Origin of the sequence: Aeromonas sp. R5-4 (assembly GCF_040908215.1) — a bacterium.
GTDB lineage: Bacteria > Pseudomonadota > Gammaproteobacteria > Enterobacterales > Aeromonadaceae > Aeromonas > Aeromonas veronii.
The window spans coordinates 254,339-270,323 of record NZ_JBFODG010000001.1 but is presented as its reverse complement, the minus strand read 5'-3'; the positions used below and the strand labels follow the sequence as shown (position 1 = coordinate 270,323).

Sequence of the window (15,985 nt, the reverse complement as noted above, 5' to 3'; positions counted from 1 at the left end):
GGTCACCAAATCTTCACGCGCTCGGAAGGTGGCAGATAGAGCTTGTCTCCCGGCTTGATGGCAAAGGCGCGATAGAAGGCCGGCATATTGACGACGACGCCGTTGACCCGGTACTCCAGCGGCGAGTGGGGATCTGTCTTGAGCAGAACGGCCGCGAGCTCGGGCCGGTACTTCCCTTTCCACACCTGCGCCCAGCCGATAAAGAAGCGCTGCTCGGCGGTAAAGCGATCGAGCACCGCTGGTTGGTGGTTGCCCAGGGCGAGCCGGTACGCCTTGTGGGCGATGGTCAGGCCGCCGAGATCGCCGATGTTCTCGCCAAGGGTCAGCTGGCCATTGACATGCTCCCCCTTGATGGGCTCGAAACGGTCGTACTGTTTCGCCAGTTTTTGCGCTCTGGCGGTGAACTCCTTGAGATCGGCCGGAGCCCACCAGTTGTGCAAGGCACCGTTGCCATCGAATTTGGCCCCCTGATCATCGAAACCATGGCTCAGCTCGTGACCGATGACCGCGCCGATGGCGCCATAGTTGACTGCATCATCCGCCTTCAGATCGAAGTAGGGCGGTTGCAGTATGGCTGCCGGGAAGACGATCTCGTTGTTGTTCGGGTTGTAGTAGGCGTTCACCGTCTGCGGATTGTCGAACCACTCCTCCCGATCCACCGGTTGATGGAGGCGGGCAAGGTGCTCGTTGTAACGCACCGTGGCCGCGCGCTGGGCATTGCCGACCAGATCATCGGGACGGATCTCGATTGCGCTGTAATCCTGCCACTGGTCGGGATAGCCGATCTTGACCCGTACCTTCTCCAGTTTCGCCAGCGCCTGCTGTTTGGTCGGGGCAGACATCCAGTCGAGCCCACCGATCTCCTGGCGATAGGCGGCGATCAGATTGTGCACCATGGTCGCCATCTGTGCCTTGGCTTCGGCCGGGAAGTAGCGCTCCACGTAGAGTTTACCCACCGCCTGACCCAGATAGTCGTCCAGCACCTCCATGGCCTGCTTCCAGGGCTCCCGCTGCCGGGGGATGCCGCTCAGGGTCGTACCGTAGAAAGCGAAGTGCAGGGCATTGCTCTGGCTGTCGAGATAGGGCGCATAAGTGCGTAGCAGATGGAACAGGCAGTAGGATTGCCACTGCGCGATGCTGGTCTCCTGCATCACGGCGGTCAGCTTCTCCAGATAGTCCGGTTCACTGACGATGATCTCCCTTTCCCCGGCGATACCGGCCTCTGCCAGGTAGCGTTGCCAATCCAGGGTGGGCAGCAACTGATTGAGGCGGGCGATGGGCAGTTTGTTGTAGGTGAGGTTGTCATCCCGCAGCTTGACTCTGTCCCACTGCAGGCTGGCGAGGCGGGTTTCCAGCGCCAGAATGCGATGGGCCTGCTCGCTCGCCCCCTCGACGCCGGCATGGTTGAGCAGGGCGGTAATGAACTGCTCGTAGCTGGCCCGCAGAGCCTTGCTGGCGGCATCTGCTTTCAGGTAGTACTCCCGATCCGGCAGACCGAGACCGGATTGCTGCAGATAGATCCCGTAGCTGTCAGGCTGCTTCTTGTCGGCCATGATCCCGATACCAAAGGGAGCGCCGCCCCCCAGCTTGTTAACACGGGCAAAGTAGGTGGCCAGCGATGCGCCATCATGGATGGCCATGATCTCGTCACGTAGTGGCTGAATGGGGGTCAGCCCTTTGGCATCCCGCCCGGCCTGATCCAGATAGCTGGCGTAGAGGTCGGCTATCTGCTGGCGAGGAGTTCCGGCTTGTTGCGGGCGCTTGAGCAGCTCCTCCAGCAACACCTTGCGATCCTCCAGCGACTTGTCCGCCAACAGATTGCCGATGGTCTGCCCCGGCATGTCATCCGGTATTTGGGTCTGGGCCAGCCAGTTGCCGTTGACGTGGCGAAACAGATCGTCCGCCGCGCGCACGCTGTTATCCATGCTGGCCAGATCCACCCCGGAGTGGCCGCTGGTGGCACTGGCGCATGGAGCGAGGCCAAGCAGGGCCAGCACAATGAGGCTGGCGATCATGCTGCGTTGCTGTTTCATCTTGTGTGTCCTGTATGGGGTGCCAGTAGTGAATTGGCTGTAACCGCTGGCCAATCAGCTGCGAACGACCGAGAGGAAGCGGCCGTCGTGATTGAAGGTGCAGGTAAAGTCGACCGCATCATCGTCGGTCTCGTACTGGCCATAGACCTTGTATCTGTGGCCACTCTCTTCTGCCGACTCGGTGGTGATATCGCGCGGGGAGACATGGAATTTGCTGGCCGCTTCCCCCGAGCAGTAGCGGGGCATCTTGCTGGTGGCCATATGCTGGTCATCGCTATCGTCATGTTGGCCATCATGCTCGTGTTTGTTATCGCTGTGCTTTTTCCCGGCGTAATAGCCAGCGGCGCCGATGGCACCCAGCGCAGCTGCACCTATCAGGACTTTCTTGGTGTCCATATTCTGGCAGCCGCTCAATGCCAGACAGGCGGCCAACCCCATTACCATCAAGGAGTGTTTCATCTCTCGGATCCTTTCAATTATCAAATGAGCAAGTCGGTGTCAGCCGGACGGTGGTCACAGGGCCCGGCGCGGGAATGGCGCTACTTTGCAATGGTCAGGATGAAGAGAACACTCAAATAAAATTAAAAAAAGTTATAAAAGTCCGGGAGCCGGAGCGAGCGGAGTATGGGGTAAGCGGTGAGGGGAGAAGAGCATAGGTTTGATCCACGCAGTCAGTTGCTTTGTGACTTAAGTTATTGTTTTTATGCTTTTATTTCTCTTTATATTTTATCAAGTGCGATGGCCGCACTGTTGCGTGGCTTTCACTGATGCTGGCAATGGATCACTGTCTCTATCGCCATAAACTGGGCATAAAAAAGCCGCTCACCAGGGTGAGCGGCTGTTGCCATCAGATTCATGCAGTTCGCTATCAGGCTGGCTGCTTGCCATCTTCTGCGGGCGGCGGCAGAGCGGCGGAGTTGGACTCCACCTTCTGCTCTTCGCCCTGCATGTTCTTGATGTAGACATCCATCTGGTTGAAGGCGATTTCGATGCCGTTCTCGCGGAACAGCTGGTCGATCTTGCGGTTCAACTCGTCCACCGCCGGGTTGCGGTCTCCCAGTTCGCTCACGAAGAAGCGCAGCTCGTGATCCAGAGTACTGGCGCCAAAGGTGAGGAAGTAGACGATGGGGGCCGGGTCTTTCAGCACGCGGCTGTTTTCGTCGGCCGCCTGTTTGAGCAGGGTGCGGGTCAGTTCCAGATCCGAGCCATACGCCACGCCCACCCGTACGATCACCCGGGTGACGGTGTCACTCAGTGACCAGTTGATGAGCCGTTCTGTCATCAGCTGCTGGTTGGGGATGATCACCTCTTTGCGGTCGAAGTCGGTCAGGGTGGTGGCGCGAATGCGGATCCGCGAGACGGTACCGGAGAAGGAGCCGATGGTGACGGTGTCACCGATCCGCACCGGACGCTCGAACAGGATGATGATGCCGGAGACGAAGTTGGAAAGAATTTCCTTCATGCCGAAACCGATACCGACTGACAGACCACCCGCTACCCACTGCAGCTTGTCCCACTGCACGCCCATCATGGAGAGAGCGGTGAGGGAGCCAAAGCCGATAAGCACGTAGTTGAGCATGGTGGTGATGGCGTAGGCGGTCCCCTGAGCCAGGTTGAGCTTGGAGAGCACCAGCACCTCCAGCAAGCCCGGCAGGTTGCGCGCCAGTGACCATGCCCCGCCGAGCAGCAGGAAGCCGATCAGCACGTCACTCAGGCTGATGGGGAAGAGCACGGCGTTGGTGCCGGTGCCTTCACTGCGGTGCCACAGCACCATGCTGTCGAGGTAGGAGAAGACCGCGACCAGATCGGACCAGAGCCAGTAGAAGGCGACGCCGAAGATCAGCATCAGCACGGTACGGGTCAGACGCAGGGACTGTTGGCTGACATCCTCCAGATCCATGGGCTGCTCTTCGATAGACTCGCCACCTTCCGCATCTTCCGAAGATTTGTGCTCACGCTTGGCCACCGCACGGCGGTAGGCCAGACGACGGGCAGCCAGCTCCAGACCACGCAGGGCGGTGCGGTAGACCAGGCTCCAGATGATGATGAGGTAGAAGGATTCGATCAGGCGACCGGTCAGCTTCAGCGCGGTGTAGTAGTAACCGAGCACCGCCAGCACGATCAGCGCCACCGGCGCCAGCGCCAGGGCGATGGCGATCAGCGACTTCTGCATGCTCGCCTCGCCCTTGATGCGGGCGCGGGAGATGGGGAACACCAGATAGGCGGCCAGCCCCAGCAGGGTCAGGGTCATGGCCTGGCCGATCACGTCGTTGCCCAGGGTGGAGGGTTCAACCACCGCCTTGGTTGCGAGCATGATGAGCGGCAGCAGTGGCAACCAGATGTAGCGCATGCTGTTGCGCTTGGCCTGCAGCTCCGCTTTCGGGATCCGGAAGTGGGTTTCGGCGATGCCGCCCGGGCGCATCACCGTCAGATAGACGCTGAACACCAGATAACCGAGGGCGAGGTTCAGGGTGATCTGGAACATCAGCTTGGGACTGAGCAGACCGCAGTAGGTCAGCAGCAGACCGCCAGCCAGAATGAACATGCTGCCCGGCAGGCGTTGCAGCACGGTATAGAGCAGGGCGCGCGGGGTGTGCCACTGGCTGTCCTGACGGAAACGGCCAAGGTCCTTGGTGATCTTCTTCTCGCGCTCAACCAGCGCCGGACGTTTCCAGACCAGCAGGCCGCCGATCAGCAGCAGCGGGAAGGCGAGCAGGGAGATCCCCAAGAGCTCTTCGCGCCAGCGTTTCCAGTCCGGTTTCAATACCCAGTCGGAGGCCTGTTTGTAGGCCTGGGCGGGCCAGCTGATAAACCACTTGCTGTCGATGGGCTTGTTGCTGCTTACCCAGAAGATGTGTTGCTGCAGGGTAAATTCGATAGAGGCATAGACCCGCGCCAGTTGCTGCTGGGTCAGCTGCAGGCTGATGGCGTTGGTGAGCTGGCTGTCGAGTTGGCGGTTGAGCTGATCGAGCAGATTGATGCGGGTGTCGAGCAGCTTGGCAAGGCTCTGCTTGTCCTCCTCGCTGACCGGATCCTTGCTGCCGGCGATCAGATTGTCCAGATAGAGGTTCTTCTGGAACAGTTGGTCACGCTGCTGGCTCAGTTCAAACTGGGCCAGATGCAGATCGGCAATTTGCTCCTCCAGGTTTTTGACAGCGATGGTGGGCGCCGCTTCCAGCTGCTGGTAGAGCTGATAGAGGATGCGTGACAGCAGCAGATTGCCCTTGAGCATCTGCACCTGTTCATTGAGGTTGCGCTCGGTCTGGATGCCGCGCTCCAGCCAGCTCTTGGCTTGCAGGTTTTTCTGGACCAGCGAGTTGAGGCTGGTGGTGGCACCGATCAGCTGCTGGCTGAGCTGGTGGTTGAGCTCCTGCTCTTTTTGCACCAGCGGGCTGTCTTCGGTCGCCACCAGTTCACCGGTCTGCTCGGCGGTTTTTTCGGTGTCGCCGAGGCGCTTGGCGCTGCTCTGATCCTGCAACAGCTGCAGTTTCTGCTCTTCGCTGGCGAGACGGGCACTCTGGTAGTCGCGCTGCTTGATCGCCAGATCCTGCATGCTGGTACGGTTATCCAGCTCCTTTTGCAGGTGGGCCAGTTGCAGGTCGAGCAGGGCCAGTTCGGCACCGAGCTTCATCTTCTCGGCGCTGGAGACGCTTTCACCGGCGTTGAGGCGGGTACGGATCTCCTGACTGCGCTGGTAGGCGCGGCTCATGCTGGCCTGGGCGCGCTCCGGCAGGGTCTGCAAGCTGGTGAGCTGGCTTCCGATGGCGCCGAGGGCCTCCTGGGCCGCCTGCATGTTGGCCAGCACTTCTGGCTGACGGCTGTCGAGCTCTGCCAGACTCATGCTGGCGTATTCGCTCTTGATCTGCTCGGCACTCTTGCCCTTGGTCAGAGCATCGAGCTTGGCGCTGATCTCTCTGAGCTCGGTGGGCAGGTTGCGGATCCGCTGGGCTTGGGTCTTGGCCTTTGCCTCTTCCTTGTCGATGCTGTCGAGCAGTCCGAGGGTTTCGGTCAGCAACTTCTGATCCGCTTGCTGACTGACGGTCAGGGTCTCTGATTTACCCAGACCATCCAGCGCTCGCTGAACTGCGTTGCGAGAGGGGACATCTTGCGCCATGGCTTGCGGGACGCAGAGGCTGGCGAGGAGACAGAGCAGCGGCAACAGGGTGGCCGAGACTCTTTTAAAACGTATTGAGGGCATATAACTTCCGGGTTATTACGCGATATTCGGGAGATTTCCCGCATAGATTAAATTCGCGTGGATTCTAACACCGGGCTTGTCAGGTAAGCAGGGGGGAGGGACAAAAAAAACGGCGCCCGCAGGCGCCGTTTTCAACTCGTTCAGCTCTGATTAAAGAACGTGAACAGAAGCGGTGTTGGTGGTGCCGCTCGGTACCAGAGCACCGGAGACCATCACAACCACGTCACCTTTCAGACCCATGCCGATTTCCAGCGCGGCTTCTTTACCGATGCGATAGAAATCGTCGGTAGAGGCGATGCTGTCAACCACGTGAGCAACCACACCCTTGGTCAGAACCAGCTGGGCAGCAGTTTTCTTGTTGGTGGTGATAGCCAGGATCCAGGCTTTCGGGAAGTACTTGCGAATGGCCTTGGCAGATTTGCCGCCTTCGGTAGCAACCACGATCAGCGGGGCGTCCAGCTTCTCGGAGGTCTCTACGGCGCCTTTACATACGGCTTCGGTGATGCGCAGCTTGTTGCTGTCGTTGGCAGCAGACAGGTTGGACGGCATCACGGCATCGGTACGCTCGCAGATGGTGGCCATGATGGTCACGGCTTCCAGCGGGTACTTACCCTTGGCGGATTCACCGGACAGCATGACTGCGTCGGTACCGTCCAGGATGGCGTTGGCCACGTCACCAGCTTCGGCGCGGGTCGGACGCGGGTTCTTGATCATGGAGTCCAGCATCTGGGTGGCAGTGATAACCACTTTGCGGGCTTTGTTGCACTTGGCGATGATCATCTTCTGGGCGAAGATAACCTCTTCAACCGGGATCTCTACACCCATGTCGCCACGAGCAACCATGATGCCGTCGGAAACAGCCAGGATCTCGTCGAAGTTGTCCAGACCTTCCTGGTTTTCGATCTTGGAGATGATCTGGATGTTCTCGCCACCGTGGGCTTTCAGGTGCTCACGGATTTCCAGAACGTCTTCTTTCTTGCGGATGAAAGAAGCAGCAACGAAATCAACGCCTTGCTCGCAACCAAAGATCAGGTCGCGCTTGTCTTTCTCGGCCAGGGCCGGCAGCTTGATGGAGACGCCCGGCAGGTTAACGCCTTTGTTCTCGCCCAGGTCACCGTTGTTCAGCACTTTACAGATAACTTCGCGCTCGGTGATTTCGATAACGTCCAGACCGATCAGGCCGTCATCAACCAGGATGCGGTTGCCGACGCGCAGATCGTTGGCGAAACCAGCATAGGTCACGGCCACTTTGTCTTTGTTGCCAACCACGGTCTGGTCGGTGGTGAAGGTGAAAGTCTGGCCAGCGACCAGCGCGACGTCGTTGCCGCCTTCCAGCTTCATGGTACGGATTTCCGGACCCTTGGTGTCCAGCAGGATAGCTGCGTGCTTGCCGGTCTCGGCCATTACAGCGCGCAGGTTGCTGATGCGGCTGCCGTGCTCGGCGTAGTCACCGTGGGAGAAGTTCAGGCGCATGACGTTCATGCCGGCGTCCAGCATTTTGGCCAGCATTTCTTTGGATTCGGTCTTCGGACCGATGGTGCAGACAATTTTGGTCTTTTTCATGTCAATCTTCATGGTTAAGGAATTTCCGCCGAGCAATATACACCAGTTTTTGGAATCTTTTTATGATCCAGAAACAACGTTTTGACCAGATAACGTTTTCTTTTCAGGGATAACGTTTTCCTGTGAGTCACATTTTAGAGCATACGGCCACAGGTTCGGGCTGAAGGGATACAAATGTTGCCATCTGTGGTTGTTTGGCCGGGTTGAGGTTCAGATGTTGTAAAATGACCACCCGTCCGCTGTCACCGTCTTGTCACCGGCTTGCGCAAAAATGTTAGTTCATTGGCGCACGGGTGAAGGAGGCAGGGATGAAAAACAGCCATGAAACCGGATGGGCTCTGCTCTTGCTGGGCGCCGCCCTGCTGCTGGTTCAGACACTGCCAGCCCGCTACTGGCCTGATAATACGCGACTGCTGGCGATTTTCTCCCTCCCAGTGAAAGGGGAGGCGGCCGCCGAGGGATTGGCGTGGCGAGAGTGGCAGGATCATACAGCCGCGACCCGGGTGGCGCTTCGCGCAGTCCGACTGCAGCCGGAAGCGTCGCAGCCTTGATATCTATTGCTGCTTACCGGTCGTGAAAGCGTGAAATTATCAACCATTGGTTGATAGTTCTTATCTATCTTGCTGGATTGTCCACCTTTTATGGCAGGGGGATAATCGATTCCAACAGCGATATCCCCTCCGGTATCGCCCCCTGATACTTTGTTGGAGTCCGCTTTATGTCCCTCGCCCCCGTCTGGTTTATCTCTCACGGCGCACCGGATCTGGTGCTGCGTGAGCAACCCGCCACCCGCTTTCTGCGAACCCTGCGTCTGGGTGAGCTAAAGGGATTGGTGGTCATCTCCGCCCACTGGTTCAGCCGCGAGTTGCAGATCAACGTCGAGCCCAAACCGGAGCTGATGTACGACTTTTACGGCTTTCCCGAGCCCCTCTACCGGATGCGCTGGCCTGCCAGCAGCCCCGAGTGGCTGCAACAAGGGGTGAGCGACCAGATGGCACTGGCCGGACTGACCGCCACCCCGGTGCGGCGCGAGCTGGATCACGGGGTCTGGTCGCCGCTCTCCCTGATCGACCCAAACAGCGAGATCCCGCTGGTGCAGATCTCCATTCCCGCGAGCTTCACCCCGGCCCAGTTGTGGCAGTTGGGAGAGGTGTTGGGGGCGTTGCGCAGTCAGGGGATTGGCATCCTCGCCTCCGGCGCAATCACCCACAACCTGCGGGCGCTGGCACCGGAAGGCTCGCCAGTGCCGGAGTGGGCCAGCCAGTTTGTCGACTGGCTGGAGCAGAAGATGGCCGACGAGGATCGGCTGGCGCTGCTCGACTATCGCCAGCAGGCTCCAGGCGCGGTGGAGTCCCATCCCCACGACGATCATCTGCGCCCACTCTTTGTGGCGTTGGGGGCCGCTGATGGTGTGGCGCCCACCCGGCTGCACGAGAGCTGGGATGGTGGCAGCCTCTATATGGGGGCCTACCGCTTCGGCTGATAGCCTCTCAACAAGACCCCGCCAATTGGCGGGGTCTTGTTATTTACGGCGTGGGGGTGCCGATGGTACTGGTGATTGAGCCGAAGGCTCTCAGGGAACCACTACCCGGCTCTCGCCGCCGCCGAGGGCTTCGACCCTGATCTGCACGCCAATCCGCTCCACCAGCGTCTGGACGTGGGAGATGACCCCGATCTGGCGACCGGCGGCTTGGAGGGAGTCGAGGCTGGCGAGCGCCAGATCCAGACTGTCCGGATCGAGGGTGCCAAACCCCTCGTCGATAAAGAGCGACTCGACCTGGGTCTGCCGTGACGAGAGGCTGGAGAGGGCCAGCGCCAGCGCCAGCGACACCAGAAAACTCTCGCCACCGGAGAGGGAGTCCACCGAGCGCACCTCATCCCCCATGTCGAGATCCACCACTTGCAGCGCCAGATCGGTACCGGGTACTCGCTCCAGCCGGTAGCGCGGTGATAGCTCGGCGAGCTGGGCGTTGGCCTCCAGCAGCAGACGCTCGAGGGTAAGGCTCTGGGCGAAGGTGCGGAACTTGGCGCCGTTGGCCTGCCCGATCAGATCGCACAGCTGCTGCCAGTGGTCGGCCACCGCCTGCTGGGCGGCCAGCTCCTGTTGCAGGCTGCCTGCCTTGAGAGCGGCGGCTTCGGCCTGTGCCAGCTTGCTCTTGCACTCGAACAGCTGCTCTTCAAGGGCGCGACAACGGGCATCGAGCGCCGCCAGCTGCTCGCTCAGCTCTGCATCCGGCAGGGCGGCCAGCTCGGGATGGTGCTCCCGATAGCGATCCCGCTTGCTCTCCTCCAGCTCCAGCGCCCGTTGCCGCTCGGCAAGGCGAGTACGAGCCTCACCAAGGGCATCTTCCAACCCTTGCAGGGCCGTGCGGCGAGCCTTGAGTTCATCGGGGCTGATGGCCAGCAGGCGGCGCAGGTCGTATTCGGCAATGCCGAGGGTACTGGCGTGGGCAGCCCAGCGCCCCAGCACCTCCCGCTTGCGGCGACTGCTGGTCTGCTTTTCCTGCTCCACATGGGTGAGACGGGTCTTGAGCTCGGTCTGCCGCTCCCGCAGAGCGCGGGCACTGCTTTGCATCAGCTCCAGTTCGCTGGCGAGTTGTTGCAGACGCTGTTGCCAGCGGCTCTCGACCAGCGGGATCTCCTCGCCATTCAGACAACCGCTGCGGCTGGTGAGCAGCCCCTGCCGCTGCTGCTCGTGCTCCTTGTAGTCCCGCTCGAGTTTGTGCAGTAGCTCGCGCTGGGTCTGCAGGCGGGCCTCCTGCGCACTTAGTGCCGGGGTGAGGCTGGCGATCTCGCTGGCCAGCCGCTCCCACTCGCTCTGGCCGTGCAGCCAGGCTTCGCAGGCTCGCTGCCACTCGTGCCACTGCTGGCTGCCGAGCCACTGGCGCCACGGTTGGCCGCCCATCTGCTCATCGAGGCGGTGGGCGCCCTGTTCGAGGCGCTGGCGCAGGGTCGCCTCCTGCTCGCGCATCCCCTTCACTTCCCCTTCCAGTGCGATGCGCTGGCGGTCGGCCTCCTGCCACTGCAGGTCAAACTGCTGGTGCTGGGCAGCCAGTTGGCTCAGTTGTTGACGCACCCCTTGCAGCTGTTGTTGGCCAAGCTGGGCCTGACGCAGCTGCTGCTGGCTCTGGGCCAACCCCTGCTCCAGCGTCTGTCCACGGCCAAGCAATGTGCTCATCAGCTCGTTCCACTCAATGGGGCTTTGGCGCAGCGGCAGCGAATGGCCGAGCAGGGTATCGCCCCCCAGCTGTTGCCAGCGCTGGGTCAGCTGCTCGGCGCGGTTTTCCAGCTCTGGCAGGTGCTGCTGGCGTACCGCCAGCTGGCGGGCCAGCTCCTGACGCTCGCTCTCGCACTGAATGTACTGATGGTTGAGCCGCTCCCACTCCAGCTCCAGACTGCGGGCCCGTTCCGCCAGTTGACCAAGAATGCCGGCCACCTGTGGCTGGCTCTGGCTGTAGGGGTGCTCCCCGGAACCGCACAGCGGGCAAGGTTCGCCATCGCTCAGGATATGGCGATACTGCTCGAAGCTGGCGATGGCGCGGGACTGCTCCAGCGCATGGCGCGCCTCGTCCCGCTGCAGGGCGAGCCGCTCGCGGGCGGGGGCCAGCTCTTCGCCGAGGGTGGCCAGCTTGCCCAGCGCCTGCTCCAGCTGGGCAATCTCCTGCTGCAAGCGGTCATGCTGTTCGCCGTGGTTGCGGCCATAATCGGCCAGCTCCAGCAACTGGCGCAGCTGACCCAGCTGTTCGGTCTGCTGCTGCCACTGCTCCTGCGCCTTGGCGAGGCGGCTCTCCCACTGCTGCTCCTGCAGCTCGTTCTGTTGCTGTTGCAGCCGAGCTTGTTCATGTTGCCAGTAGTCGCGCTCCTGCTGACCTTGCTCCAGCTGGCGCTGCAACTGTTGCAGGGCGCGCAGCTTGTGATCGCGCAGGGTGAGCAGCTGTTGCAGCTTGTCGGCATCCTCGGCCCAATCCTGCATGGCGCTGAGCAGGGGCTGCCACTGGCGGGCCACCGGTGCCAGCTCCTTGTGCTCTTCGAGCCAGAGCCCCCACTGCTGGTGCTGCTGCTTGAGCAGCTCCACCTGTCGGCTCTGCTCGCGCCAGCCCTGCTCCAGCGTGAGTTGCACTTCTCGCTCCTGTGCCCCCTCCTGCTGGATCTTCTGCAACTGCTGTACTTTCTCCCTGATGCGGGTATCGAGCTCTTGTGCCCGCTTGAGTTCGGGTTGCAGGGCGCCCCATTCCCGCTCGGCGGCGATCTTCTCCGCCAGCAACTGCTGTTCGGTCAGCGCGCTCTGCTGGGTCTGCTCTTCGAGTTTGGCCAGTTCCGGCCCAAGCTCGGCGATCAGCTTCTCCTGCTGCTGCACCTCGAGAGTGAGGCGGGCCAGTTCATCGTGATCGGCGCGGGCCACTTGCGCCTGCTCGGCGCGGGTAAACTCCTCGCGCTCGGGGGCGGCGGCGCCGTGGGCTTGCAGGGCGGCATCGAGCGCCGCCTGTCCCTCGGCGCAGCCCTGCAGCTGGGCTGCAATGCGGCTGTTGAGGTCGCGCAAGTCCTGCATCAGCAGCTGCTGTTGCTGCTCGTGCTTGAGGGTGGTGGAGAGGCTTATCTGTTGGCTTACCCACTGTTCGCGGGTCGCTTCGTCCATCAGCGCCACATCGCCGAGGCGCTGGGCGATGGTGGCCAGCTTCTGCTGCTCTTCCCGCGCCCGTTCATAGGTCTGGATGGAGATGGCGGAGTAGAGCTCGGTGCCGGTCATCCGTTCGAGCAGGGCGGAGCGCTCGTTGGCGTCCGATTTGAGGAAGGCGGCAAATTCCCCCTGCGGCAGGATCACCGCGCGGCGGAACTGCTCCCAGGAGAGACCCACCAGCTCGTCGATGCGATCCTGCAGCTCCCGCTTGCTGCCGGAGAAGACCTGCCCCGACTCCACATCGGTCAGGGTGCGCTCTTGCGCCTGAAAACGTCCCTCCGAGCGGTTTCGCGCCCGGCGCACCGCCCAGCGGGCCAGCCAGATGCGGCCATCGCAGCCGCGAAACTGCACCTCGGCAAAGCCGCTGGCATGACCGCGACTGAGGATGCCGCGCACGTCGTTGGCCTTGAGCTTCTCTTCATCATCCATGCGGCCCACTTCGGCCACGTTCTTGCGATTGGCGATAAAGCGCGGCATCTCGTCGTATAAGGCCAGACAAATGGCGTCGAGCAATGTGCTCTTGCCGGCGCCGGTGTTGCCGGTGATGGCAAACAGACCCGCGGCGCCGAGCGCCCCCCTGGTAAAGTCGATGGTGAAGGGGCCGGTCAGACTGGCCAGGTTCTCACCTGACAGAGACAAGATTTTCATTGGTTTGACTCCTTCACCTGCTCCAGGATCTCTTCAAACGAGGCGACCAACCCAGCCTCGGGCTCTCCTTCAAACTGGCGCTGATAGCAGAGGCGAAACACCTCGGTGGGGGAGAGCTCATCCAGCCTGCGCCGCTCGCGGCCATCGGCCAGCCCTTCGCCGGAGCCTTGATATTGGGTGCTGATGCGGGCCAGACGCACCGGTTTGTCTGCGATGGCGGCGAGAATCCGCTCGCGGATGCGCGCCTCGGGCTTGGGCAGCAGCAGCCGCACTTCGAGGAAGGGTTGTGCCTCTTGTGGGCAGGCAGCCAGCTCGAGCGAAGCGATGGCTTTGAGTGCGTCGTCTAGGGTGCTCTGGGGCAGGCGGATCATCTCCACTGCGCGGGGGACCGGGATCCGCTCCAATCCGGTCAATTTCCCCTCTGCAAAGGTCACTTCCAGCACCTGATGGTTGTAGTTGGCTTCGGCAAGCGAGAGCGGCAGCGGCGAGCCGCTGTAGTGCACCCCCTCGGCCGGGCTCTGGGCAAGATGGAGGTGGCCGAGCGCCGTGTAGTCGGCACTGACAAAGAGATCGGCAGGCAGGGCGTGCTGGTTGCCGCCAAGTACCCGCCGCTCCGACAGCTCCGAGAGCTGGCCCGCCGCCAGATAGGCGTGGCCCATGGCGATGAGCGGCAGCGCCTCCCCGCAGCGAGCGCGCCCTTCGGCCAGCACCTCGGCGTAGACCTGTCGAACCCCTTCGATCAGCCTGTCTTGCCCCTCAGCCAGCTGTTCCACCCGCAGATCGCTGCTGCGCAGGAACGGCACGGCGGCACACCAGGCGGCAATGTTGCCCTCCCGGTCTTGCAGCGGTACCAGCAGTCGGTCGGTCTCGAGCTTGCCCTCACTGTCGCGGCTGATGCTGCCCACCAGATGCAGATCAAAGGCGCGCAGCAGCTCGTGGGGGGCATCGAGCTTGGAGGGGGAGTCGTGGTTGCCGCCGATCAGCACCATGTTGAGGCGGGGCATTTCGGCGCGCAGTCTGGCCAGAAAGCGGTAGAGCTGTTGCCAGGCGCTGGCGGGGGGATTTGCGGTATCAAACAGATCACCCGCTACCAGCAGAGCGTCGATCTCGCGCGCCTTGAGGGTGTCGCTCAGCCAGTTGAGAAAGGCATCATGTTCAAAACGGCGGTCATGACCATGGAGTTGATGGCCAAGGTGCCAGTCGGCGGTATGGAGGATTTTCATTGGAAAGCAGCCCGGTTGCAGGGACGGTGCCTGTGGCACCCGATGGTGACAAGATGAGGATGCCCCGTGCTTTTTTCAAGTAAAACAGGGGGCTGGCATCGATTCAGGCAGGTTCGCAGCACATCCGGTATTGGGGGTGGCCGGTAAGGGGATCGGACTCCTCGGCCTCGATGACGAAGCCGTGGCGGCGATAGAAACGCACCGCCTGATCATTCTCGACGAAGACCCGGGCGTGGAGCGACGCCCCCTGACGCTTGGCCTCCTGCAGCAGGGCGTGGCCGACGCCGCGGCCCTGACGGTCGGGGCGTACGAACAGGGCGGCGAGATAGTTGTCCACCATCGCCATGAAACCGAGCAGATCGCCGCGTTCCTCGAACACCCAGATGGCGGCGCGATCGAGATAGCGGGTACGCAGATCCTCCTGGGCCTGCCACCAGCAGGAGGCATCGACGAAATCGTGGGCCTGCAGAGAGGCCAGCAACCAGATTTCGACGATCTCTTCCATGTCTTCCGGGCGACTGGGCCGCAACATACCTTCATCCTTATTAACAATTTACTTTCGCAGTCTAGGAGAACTTGATGAACAAACAGGTGACATAAATGAGACCCTGTGAGGTCGATCGCCCTTTATTTAGCGAGAATGATTGGCTGATCACAAAGCGCCTCTCTAGTACAATGCCCGCCGGACAATCTAGAGACCGAGGACGCCATGTGGTTTAAAAACCTGCAGATTTATCGCTTTACCCGCCCCTTTGACCTGACCGTGGATCAGCTGGAAACCCAGCTGGAAGCCTGTGCCTTCACCCCTTGCGGCAGTCAGGACATCTCCCGTTTCGGGTGGGTCAAGCCCCTTGGCAAATTCGGCTCAACCCTGACCCACTCTGCCTCCGGCCACATCCTCATTTGCGCCCGCAAAGAGGAGAAGATGCTGCCAGGTACCGTGGTCAAGGAGATGCTGGCCGAGAAGGTCGAGGCGATCGAGTTCGAACAGGGACGCGCCCTCAAGAAGAAAGAGAAGGAGGCGTTGAAAGAGGAGATCCTCCACACCCTGCTGCCCCGTGCCTTCAGTCGTACCAGCCAGACCTTCGCCTGGATCAATCCGGCCGATAATTTGATGGTGGTGGATGCAGGTTCTGCCAAGAAGGCGGACGATCTGCTGGCACTGCTGCGCAAATCTATCGGTTCCCTGCCGGTGGTGCCGGTGGCCCTCAAGAACCCGCCCGAGATCACCATGACCGAGTGGTTGAACGAGGGCAACCTGCCTGCCTCCTTCACGCTGGAAGATGAAGCCGAGCTGCGCAGTGCCATGGAGCACGGCGGCATCATCCGCTGCAAGCAGCAGGATCTGATGACGGATGAAATCAAGAACCATCTGGCCAACGACAAGCTGGTGACCAAGCTGGCCCTCAACTGGGGCGAGACCGTCAGCTTCGTGCTGGGGGATGATCTCTCCATCAAGCGCCTGAAATTCAGCGAAGAGCTGCGCGAGCAGAACGACGACGTCACCAGCGAAGATCCGGCCGCCCGTCTGGATGCAGATTTCGCGCTGGTGACCGCTGAGCTGTCCCAGTTTATCCCGGCGCTGTTTGCCGCCCTGGGTGGCGAAGAGCAGTCCATCTAACCGGACTTGCGCCTGTTTGGC

Annotated in this window: 10 protein-coding genes; 3 read left to right on the top strand and 7 right to left on the bottom strand. The window is 61.3% G+C overall.

All coding sequences use genetic code 11. From position 1 onward, the window contains the following. Window positions 1-2 precede the first annotated feature (2 nt). The 4 genes from AB5Y83_RS01165 to pykF form a co-directional block, all read right to left on the bottom strand. Entirely contained in the window at window positions 3-2,033 is a 2,031-nt protein-coding gene (locus AB5Y83_RS01165; protein ID WP_368174551.1) for a M13 family metallopeptidase, read from the bottom strand. 54 nt (window positions 2,034-2,087) lie between these two features. Further along, a complete protein-coding gene (locus tag AB5Y83_RS01160) occupies window positions 2,088-2,492 on the bottom strand; it encodes a hypothetical protein (protein WP_042052664.1) in 405 nt (134 codons plus the stop codon). 409 nt (window positions 2,493-2,901) lie between these two features. Then, entirely contained in the window at window positions 2,902-6,231 is a 3,330-nt protein-coding gene (gene mscK, locus AB5Y83_RS01155) for a mechanosensitive channel MscK (protein WP_368174550.1), read from the bottom strand. A 150-nt stretch (window positions 6,232-6,381) separates the two neighbouring features. Then, a complete protein-coding gene (gene pykF / locus AB5Y83_RS01150; RefSeq protein ID WP_031227651.1) occupies window positions 6,382-7,794 on the bottom strand; it encodes a pyruvate kinase PykF in 1,413 nt (470 codons plus the stop codon). A 308-nt stretch (window positions 7,795-8,102) separates the two neighbouring features. On the opposite strand from pykF, the gene AB5Y83_RS01145 reads away from it, so the two are divergent. Together AB5Y83_RS01145 and AB5Y83_RS01140 are read left to right on the top strand one after the other, a co-directional pair. Beyond that, complete coding sequence (locus AB5Y83_RS01145) at window positions 8,103-8,345, top strand: hypothetical protein (RefSeq protein WP_368174549.1); 243 nt, start codon at window positions 8,103-8,105, stop codon at window positions 8,343-8,345. A gap of 167 nt (window positions 8,346-8,512) precedes the next feature. Further along, window positions 8,513-9,277: a class III extradiol ring-cleavage dioxygenase gene (locus tag AB5Y83_RS01140; protein WP_368174548.1), complete on the top strand. Its 765-nt coding sequence runs from the start codon at window positions 8,513-8,515 to the stop codon at window positions 9,275-9,277. Between the two features lie 90 nt (window positions 9,278-9,367). Here AB5Y83_RS01140 and AB5Y83_RS01135 read toward each other — a convergent pair whose 3' ends face one another. The 3 genes from AB5Y83_RS01135 to AB5Y83_RS01125 form a co-directional block, all read right to left on the bottom strand. Next, window positions 9,368-13,120: an AAA family ATPase gene (locus AB5Y83_RS01135; protein ID WP_368174547.1), complete on the bottom strand. Its 3,753-nt coding sequence runs from the start codon at window positions 13,118-13,120 to the stop codon at window positions 9,368-9,370. Continuing rightward, a complete protein-coding gene (locus tag AB5Y83_RS01130; RefSeq protein WP_368174546.1) occupies window positions 13,117-14,343 on the bottom strand; it encodes an exonuclease SbcCD subunit D C-terminal domain-containing protein in 1,227 nt (408 codons plus the stop codon). The genes AB5Y83_RS01135 and AB5Y83_RS01130 overlap by 4 nt, the downstream gene beginning before the upstream one ends. 103 nt (window positions 14,344-14,446) lie before the next feature. Next, window positions 14,447-14,875: a GNAT family N-acetyltransferase gene (locus AB5Y83_RS01125; protein ID WP_040065867.1), complete on the bottom strand. Its 429-nt coding sequence runs from the start codon at window positions 14,873-14,875 to the stop codon at window positions 14,447-14,449. 177 nt (window positions 14,876-15,052) lie between these two features. Between AB5Y83_RS01125 and rdgC the strand changes: the two genes are divergently transcribed. After that, window positions 15,053-15,964, top strand: a complete 912-nt coding sequence (rdgC, locus tag AB5Y83_RS01120; protein ID WP_005347467.1) for a recombination-associated protein RdgC — start codon at window positions 15,053-15,055, stop codon at window positions 15,962-15,964. Window positions 15,965-15,985: the final 21 nt, after the last annotated feature.

What these genes read in the sequence shown, in the direction of transcription:
- AB5Y83_RS01165 (WP_368174551.1), bottom strand. Translation starts at nt 2,033, where the DNA reads ATGAAACAGCAACGCAGCATGATCGCCAGCCTCATTGTGCTGGCCCTG.
- AB5Y83_RS01160 (WP_042052664.1), bottom strand. Translation starts at nt 2,492, where the DNA reads ATGAAACACTCCTTGATGGTAATGGGGTTGGCCGCCTGTCTGGCATTG.
- mscK (WP_368174550.1), bottom strand. Translation starts at nt 6,231, where the DNA reads ATGCCCTCAATACGTTTTAAAAGAGTCTCGGCCACCCTGTTGCCGCTG.
- pykF (WP_031227651.1), bottom strand. Translation starts at nt 7,794, where the DNA reads ATGAAAAAGACCAAAATTGTCTGCACCATCGGTCCGAAGACCGAATCC.
- AB5Y83_RS01145 (WP_368174549.1), top strand. Translation starts at nt 8,103, where the DNA reads ATGAAAAACAGCCATGAAACCGGATGGGCTCTGCTCTTGCTGGGCGCC.
- AB5Y83_RS01140 (WP_368174548.1), top strand. Translation starts at nt 8,513, where the DNA reads ATGTCCCTCGCCCCCGTCTGGTTTATCTCTCACGGCGCACCGGATCTG.
- AB5Y83_RS01135 (WP_368174547.1), bottom strand. Translation starts at nt 13,120, where the DNA reads ATGAAAATCTTGTCTCTGTCAGGTGAGAACCTGGCCAGTCTGACCGGC.
- AB5Y83_RS01130 (WP_368174546.1), bottom strand. Translation starts at nt 14,343, where the DNA reads ATGAAAATCCTCCATACCGCCGACTGGCACCTTGGCCATCAACTCCAT.
- AB5Y83_RS01125 (WP_040065867.1), bottom strand. Translation starts at nt 14,875, where the DNA reads ATGTTGCGGCCCAGTCGCCCGGAAGACATGGAAGAGATCGTCGAAATC.
- rdgC (WP_005347467.1), top strand. Translation starts at nt 15,053, where the DNA reads ATGTGGTTTAAAAACCTGCAGATTTATCGCTTTACCCGCCCCTTTGAC.